At 59.7% G+C, this 6,228-nt stretch carries 8 protein-coding genes and 2 pseudogenes; 6 read left to right on the top strand and 4 right to left on the bottom strand.

Annotated features, from left to right (window positions below; all coding sequences use genetic code 11):
- A pseudogene (locus tag HX846_RS09425) lies at positions 1 to 349 on the bottom strand (hypothetical protein); the annotation flags it as partial.
- A gap of 175 nt (positions 350 to 524) precedes the next feature.
- Here HX846_RS09425 and HX846_RS09420 point away from each other — a divergent pair.
- The 3 genes from HX846_RS09420 (at position 525) to HX846_RS09410 (ending at position 2,686) form a co-directional block, all read left to right on the top strand.
- Positions 525 to 2,021: a PAS domain S-box protein gene (locus HX846_RS09420; RefSeq protein ID WP_003211582.1), complete on the top strand. Its 1,497-nt coding sequence runs from the start codon at positions 525 to 527 to the stop codon at positions 2,019 to 2,021.
- Positions 2,022 to 2,153: 132 nt separating this feature from the next.
- Positions 2,154 to 2,405: a CsbD family protein gene (locus tag HX846_RS09415; RefSeq protein ID WP_003211583.1), complete on the top strand. Its 252-nt coding sequence runs from the start codon at positions 2,154 to 2,156 to the stop codon at positions 2,403 to 2,405.
- A gap of 11 nt (positions 2,406 to 2,416) precedes the next feature.
- Positions 2,417 to 2,686 carry a DUF1652 domain-containing protein gene (locus tag HX846_RS09410; protein ID WP_003211585.1) on the top strand — a complete coding sequence of 90 codons (270 nt, stop codon included), beginning with the start codon at positions 2,417 to 2,419 and terminating at the stop codon, positions 2,684 to 2,686.
- 96 nt (positions 2,687 to 2,782) lie between these two features.
- Here HX846_RS09410 and HX846_RS09405 read toward each other — a convergent pair whose 3' ends face one another.
- Both HX846_RS09405 and HX846_RS09400 read right to left on the bottom strand, forming a co-directional pair.
- Entirely contained in the window at positions 2,783 to 3,976 is a 1,194-nt protein-coding gene (locus HX846_RS09405) for an MFS transporter (RefSeq protein WP_178965308.1), read from the bottom strand.
- A gap of 155 nt (positions 3,977 to 4,131) precedes the next feature.
- On the bottom strand, positions 4,132 to 4,440 hold the full coding sequence (locus HX846_RS09400) for an RcnB family protein (RefSeq protein ID WP_003211589.1): 309 nt from the start codon (positions 4,438 to 4,440) through the stop codon (positions 4,132 to 4,134).
- Positions 4,441 to 4,600: 160 nt separating this feature from the next.
- Here HX846_RS09400 and HX846_RS09395 point away from each other — a divergent pair, with 160 nt between their 5' ends.
- Positions 4,601 to 4,951, top strand: coding sequence for a LemA family protein (locus HX846_RS09395; RefSeq protein ID WP_177021662.1), 351 nt, complete (start codon positions 4,601 to 4,603; stop codon positions 4,949 to 4,951).
- A gap of 11 nt (positions 4,952 to 4,962) precedes the next feature.
- On the opposite strand, the gene HX846_RS09390 is transcribed toward HX846_RS09395, so the two are convergent.
- The gene (locus tag HX846_RS09390; RefSeq protein WP_256739801.1) at positions 4,963 to 5,379 is read right to left on the bottom strand and encodes a DUF4440 domain-containing protein; all 417 of its coding nucleotides are present in this window, start codon (positions 5,377 to 5,379) and stop codon (positions 4,963 to 4,965) included.
- A gap of 33 nt (positions 5,380 to 5,412) precedes the next feature.
- Here HX846_RS09390 and HX846_RS09385 point away from each other — a divergent pair, with 33 nt between their 5' ends.
- A complete protein-coding gene (locus tag HX846_RS09385; protein ID WP_003211595.1) occupies positions 5,413 to 5,970 on the top strand; it encodes a helix-turn-helix domain-containing protein in 558 nt (185 codons plus the stop codon).
- 11 nt (positions 5,971 to 5,981) lie between these two features.
- Positions 5,982 to 6,228, top strand: a pseudogene (locus HX846_RS09380) (glutamine synthetase); the annotation flags it as partial.

The raw sequence follows: 6,228 nt of genomic DNA, 5'->3' as shown, positions 1-6,228 counted from the left end.
CTCCCACAACGCTGGTGGCCAGCGCGGCCAGCAGCCAGGTGGTGAGCAAGGTGGTGATGGTCCAGCTCAGCACGCCGTGCAGGCCGCCGCGATCCGGCGCGGTGCGCCCGGCCACGAATGCACCGGTACCGATTGCCAGCAGCGTCGAGACAAACAGCCAGATCCCGGCACCGGTGCCGAAACCGCTCAGCGGGTTACCCGCGGCCATCGGGTCTACCGCGCTGGCGCCAATCGCGGTGCCAAGTACGCTCAATACCAGATAGGTCACCAGGGCAATTGCACTACCGGCCAATACCGAGCCCCAGGACACACGAAACAGCGAACGGTTGGTTTCATAGACAGTGGTCATGTTAAATCCTTTGAACAGTGGGTAGGTGGCCAGTTTGGCGAGGCACCTGCCCTGCGGTCTCGACACAATTGCACTAGGCGCACTGGTGCATTCGCACCCCGCGCCGGGCACTTTCTCTGCACTATCCTGAGCCTCAGGTGTCGTACTTCCCATGCGACTTACCCCAGGAGAAACCATGAGCCAGGCCGTCCTCGCCAAAGAAACCAACCGCCGCCAACTGCAGCAGATCATCTCCGGCTTGTCCGATGGGGTGATCCTCGCCGAGGCCGACCAGACCATACTCTGGGCCAATGAAGCCGCGCTGCTGATGCATGGCGTGGATAAAGTCGAAGACCTGGGTGCCAACACCAAGGAATACGCCGCGCGCTTTGCCTTGCGGTATCGCAACAACCACCCGTTGGTGCTGGAGAATTATCCTCTGAGCCGGGTGGCAGACGGTGAAGAGTTCAGCGATGTGGTGGTGGAAGTCACCCCCACCGGCGACGAGGAAAAAGTCTGGGTGCATCGCCTGCGCAGCCTGGTGCTCGACGACGCGTCGGGCGAGCCGGAATTGCTGGTGTTGATCCTGAGCGACGCCACCGAATGGGCCAGCGCCGAACAGCGCTTCGAAAAGACCTTCAATGCCAACCCGGCGCCGGCGGTGATTTGCCGCCTGAGCGACCTGCGCTACATCAAGGTCAACCAGGGCTTCCTGGAGATGACCGGCTACAACCGCGACCAGGTGATCGGCCACTCGGTGTATGAACTGGACGTGCTGGAACAGGCCGAAAACAAGGACCTGGCCGTCAAGCGCCTGGGCGAAGGCGCGACCATTCCACAGATGCAAGCCGAACTGAAACTGCCCGAAGGCGGCAGCAAACTGGTGATCGTGGCCGGCCAGCCGCTGGACATGAATGAGGAAGACTGCATGCTGTTTTCCTTCACCGACCTGGAGCCTCGCCGCAAGGCCGAAACCGCCCTGCGTCAGAGTGAGGAACGCTTCGCCAAGTCGTTCCGCCTGACGCCGGTGCCGACCCTGGTGTGCAACGCCGCCAACCGCCAGGTGGTGGATATCAACGAAGCCTTCATGACCATCACCGGCTATACCAGTGAAGAACTGATCGGCAAATCCATCGAAGACATCGACTTTATCGACAGCCCCCAGGCCTGCACGCAACTGTTCACCACCCTGGAAAAAGCCGGCAACCTCGACGGCCTCGACCTGAAGATCCGCAAGAAAGGCAATGAGCTGATCGACTGTGTGCTGTCTGCCGACACCGTCAGTATCCAGGATGTGCCCTGCTACCTGCTGGTGCTGATGAACATCACCGAACGCAAGCGCTCCGAGCTGGAACTGGTGGCCGCGATCGAGGAAGTGATGCAGGACGCCTCATGGTTCAGCCAGACGCTGATTGAAAAACTGGCCAACGCCAAGAGCGTCAACAGCCCCAATGTACCGAACATTTCCTTTACCGACCTGACCGCCCGCGAGCGCGACGTACTGGGGTTGATTTGCGAAGGCCTGGCCGACAAGGAAATCGCTTCGCGCCTGAAACTGGCACCCAACACCGTGCGTAACCATGTGGCCACGGTGTACTCCAAACTGGGGGTGCATAGCCGTAGTGCAGCCATCGTGTGGGCCCGTGAGCGCGGGCTGTTTGCCGGTGAGTTGCGGGTTAAAAAGCCGAAATAGAGTGCAAATGCACTAGTGCGACCGGTGCAAATTCGCCTTATTGCGCGGGGGTGCACTGCTTAACCTTGAAGGGTGGGCATAGGGCTTAGGGTCCTGTGCCGTTGAGATGTCATGCCCTTTAAGGAATCCATCATGAAAAGCGAACAAGTCAAAGGCGCCGTCGAAAAAGTGGCCGGCAAGGCTCAAGGTTTTCTGGGTGATCTGACCGGTGACGAACGTCTCCAGGCCGAGGGTGTAGCTCGCCAGGCCGCTGGCCAGTTGCAGCAAACCTACGGTGACGCGCTGGACACCGTCGGCGATTTCGCCAAGCAAAAACCCCTGGCAACGGTTGCGATCGTCGCCGGTGTCGGCCTGCTGCTGGGCCTGTTGCTGCGTCGTCGCTGAGGAGAACCCTGATGTTTACGCTCTCCCAACTGCGCAACTGCATCGAAGAGGCCCTGTCGCCCCTGACCTGCGAATTCACCCTGTGCCGTGACGCGTCGTTGACGCTCAAGGTCTTCGACGCCGAAAGCGGCCGGGTGGATTTGGTGGTCACCGGGATCAGCGTCAACAAGCTGCAGACCCCGCAGGAAGTGGAAAAGATGGTCGACGAGTTGCGGTACGAATTGCAGAGCAACACCGTCGGTAAACTCAGGCTGGATGACCTGCCGCTGCGCCCTTTGTAGGAGCGGGCTTGCTCGCGAAAAACGCCCAGGCACCGCGTTCATTCAGGCGTGGCGCGTTCGCGTTATCGTTAACGACCTTCACGAGCAAGCGTGCTCCTACAGTATGTCGCGGGCTTTCAACGACGCCCCGATAAAATAGAACACCCCTCCCCCGACAATGAACGCTGCCAACATGTAGAACATGTAGTGGACCGGCAGGTTGGCCAGCACCAGCCCGCACAGCACCGGCCCCAACGCAGCGCCGAGGTTGGAGAGGTTTTGCGCCCCGTAGTACATGCCCCGCAGGTTGTCCGGGGCGATGCGGTCGATGAACATGTACTCGGCCGGAAACACCACGATTTCGCCCACGGTGAAAATCGCCATCGCCAGGATCCACCACCACACGTTGCTCGCCAGGGCAAAGCCAATCACCCCCAGCATGAACATGCCCAGGCCGAAGATCAGCCACTGGCTCAGGTAGCGGTGGGAAATGCGCCGGCCAATCGCGTATTGCAGGGCAATCACCAACACCGCGTTGGTGGTGAGTACCGCGCTGATGATGGTGTAGGTGTATTCGGCGGTAGTGGTGGTCACCAGGTACTGCGACAGGTACGCGGTGAACTGGCCGAACACCACGGCACTGAGCAGGCCGCCGACGGTGAAGCACACCAGTCGGTGATCCCGCAGCAATACACGCCCCACCGCGAGGAACGACACCGGCTTTTGCGTGGTGTCTACCGTGGCCAGCGTGCGGTCGCCCCAACGCCAGTACAGCAGGAAAAAACCGAAGCCCAGGACCGCCGACAGGATAAACGGCAAGCTGATATCGAGCTTGGCCACCATCGCGCCAAAAAACGGCCCTACGGCATAGCCGATATTGGTCAGGGTGTACTTGATGGAAAACGCTTCGCTGCGCTCATCTTCCGGCAACAGGCTGGCAAACCCGGACTTGATCGCGATGTCGATCACCGCGTACGCCAGGTTGATCAGGATCAGGCAACTGTAGAACGACCAGATTTCCCGGGCCAGCACCGTGCCGATAAACCCCAGGGCAAACACCACACTCAAGCTGAGCAATAGCCTGTAGCTGTTGATGCGGTCTACCAGGAAACCGCCGTAGACACTCAGCAGCGAGCCGACGATCAGCGAGCTGCCGATCACCAGGCCGACCTGGCTGATGTCGAGGGCAAAGTGGTTGGTGAGGTAGATCACCAGGTACGGAAAGGTGATGGCTTTGGCCAGGGTGAGGATCAGCGTGGCCGACAACAACAGGTTCACGGTACGCGGGTAATTTCTTATTGTGGCAAGCATCCTGCTCTCATTTCTGGTCAAGGTAATGGGGCCATTGCAGCCCGCAAGCGGATGTACCTTAACGCAAGATGAGACGAAATAAATGCTGATTTATGCATTTATGCAAAAATCAAATCCAGCGGGATGAAGCGTGATCACCCATCCCGCCGAACGCTTTATTTTTTAACGGGGGTGATGTCGAGAATCGTACCGTTGGTGGTTTTGAGCAACACGTACTTGTCGTTTACACGGGCCCACTGGCTGTCTTCTTCCGGCTGCTTCAGGCCACGTTTCTTCCAGTCGGCAATGGCCGACTCCTTACGCATCAGAATGTCTGGCGCACGGTCTCCCGTCTTGAGGTCGCGGGTATTGATATTCGAAGGCTGCACGGTTTTTTGCGGGGTATCCGCGGCCTGGACGGTGAGACTCGCGGCGGACAGGCTCGCGGCAACCAGCAGGCAGGCAACAAGGGATTTGGACTTCATGGGCACTTCCTTCAATGAATGACGCGTAAAGATTCCGACCGCAGCGGCGTGGAATCATTCAGCGCCGTGATGGAAGCGGCAGATGGATGGGCGGCCAGCGACCGGGCCGGCGATTAATCAGATAAGATTGGTTCTTTTTTCCAGCCGCTCAGGAATTCCAATGACTGGTACCCACGTCATCATCATTTTCGTGACCGTTGTCACCTTGCTCGCGCTCTACGTGTTCGGCACCTACAGGGAACTGGTGGCCCTGCTCGATCGCTGCAAAAAAGCCTTCGGCCAATTCAAGGAGGCCGAACAACAATTGGCGGCGGCGCAAAATGCCTCGTCACCCAGCGCAGAAATCGCCAGCCTGGAAAGCCGTGTCGCGTTCACCCGCCAGCTCTTCCACGACTCGGTCAACAACTACAACACCTACAAGCACAAGTCGCCGACCTCGGTGGTGGCCGAGCTGCTCGGGCATCGTGATGATGTCAGCCTGTCGGGGTTCGAGGCCAAGCGTACGGCCTGACCTGCCGGCGCTTACACAGGTGCACGCTGACGTGTTGGCGTGCCCTGATGAAACACCATCTGCCACTGCCCGCCGCTTTCGCGCCACACCGAACTGCGCAACGACTCCCCCGCCGCATTTGCATCCGTCGCCGCGCGCTGGCAGCGATACGTCACCAACGCCACGCCTTCGGCCAGCACCTTCATTGCAAAGTCACTGATGCTACGGACTGAAAACACCTCATCCTGCAGCCCTTCGATCACCTCGGCCTTGCTGCCCCATACATTGCCACTGGCACCAAATTCGACGAAGTCATCCGCCAGCAGCACCGACAACCGCGCCGCATCTGTACGGGTGGTGCATTGGTGCAGCTCCTGTTCCAGGCGGCGTAAATGCTCTGCCAACTCCATACCCATTGCCCTCGTGAAATTAATCCTGTAATTTTTCATGAAATTTCCTGATAAGAATTTCACGAAGCGCCCATGGACAAGCAAGAAGAACTCGACGCCCTGGCGATCCTGATCCACGACCTGCGCAAGCACAAGAAGCTCACCCTGGCGCAACTGGCGCAAAAGATCGAGCGTTCCGTGGGTTTCCTGTCCCAGGTTGAACGCGGCCTGTCGCGCCCGACAGTGGCCGACCTCACGGCCATCAGCCACGCCCTCGGTGTGCCCACCACCTATTTCTACAGCCTGTCCAAACCCAAGGCGGTGGACTGGGTCACCCGCCCCAACGAACGGCGCACGGTGTATTACGCCAATGGCATCACCGACATCCTGGTGTCGCCGAGCATGCACGGCGCGTTCTCGATCCTCGACAGCCTGCTGGCCCCCGGTGCCAACAGCGGCGAACAAACCATGAGCGACCGTGCCGAACAGGCCGGTTACGTGCTGGAGGGCGAGTTGACGCTGTGGGTCGAGGGCGAGCCGGACTCGGTCACCCTGGGCCCCGGCGACAGCTTCCACCTGGCCAGTTTTGCCCACTGCCGCTACGGCAACCTGACCGACCTGCCAGCCCGCGTGCTGTGGGTCTACAACTAGGAGCAACACCCGTGAAAAGCCATGCTTCCACGCTTTTGGCCGAAGTCCGGACCTTTCGCCAGAACCATCCCGATGTGCGCTACGTCGACCTGATTGCCCTGGACATTCCCGGGCATTTCTACGGCAAGCGCTACCCGGTGGAGATGCTGGAAAAGGTCGCCGCCGGCAGCCCGTTGAAACTGCCGCAGAACGCGGTGCTGCTGGGTGCCCAGGGCGGCCTGTTCAAGATCGGCGACTATTGCTTCCACGACGGCGACC

This window comes from Pseudomonas sp. K5002, from assembly GCF_013386655.1.
Lineage (GTDB): Bacteria > Pseudomonadota > Gammaproteobacteria > Pseudomonadales > Pseudomonadaceae > Aquipseudomonas.
Note: the sequence above shows the minus strand (reverse complement) of the source record. Positions and strands in the feature narration are given on the sequence as shown.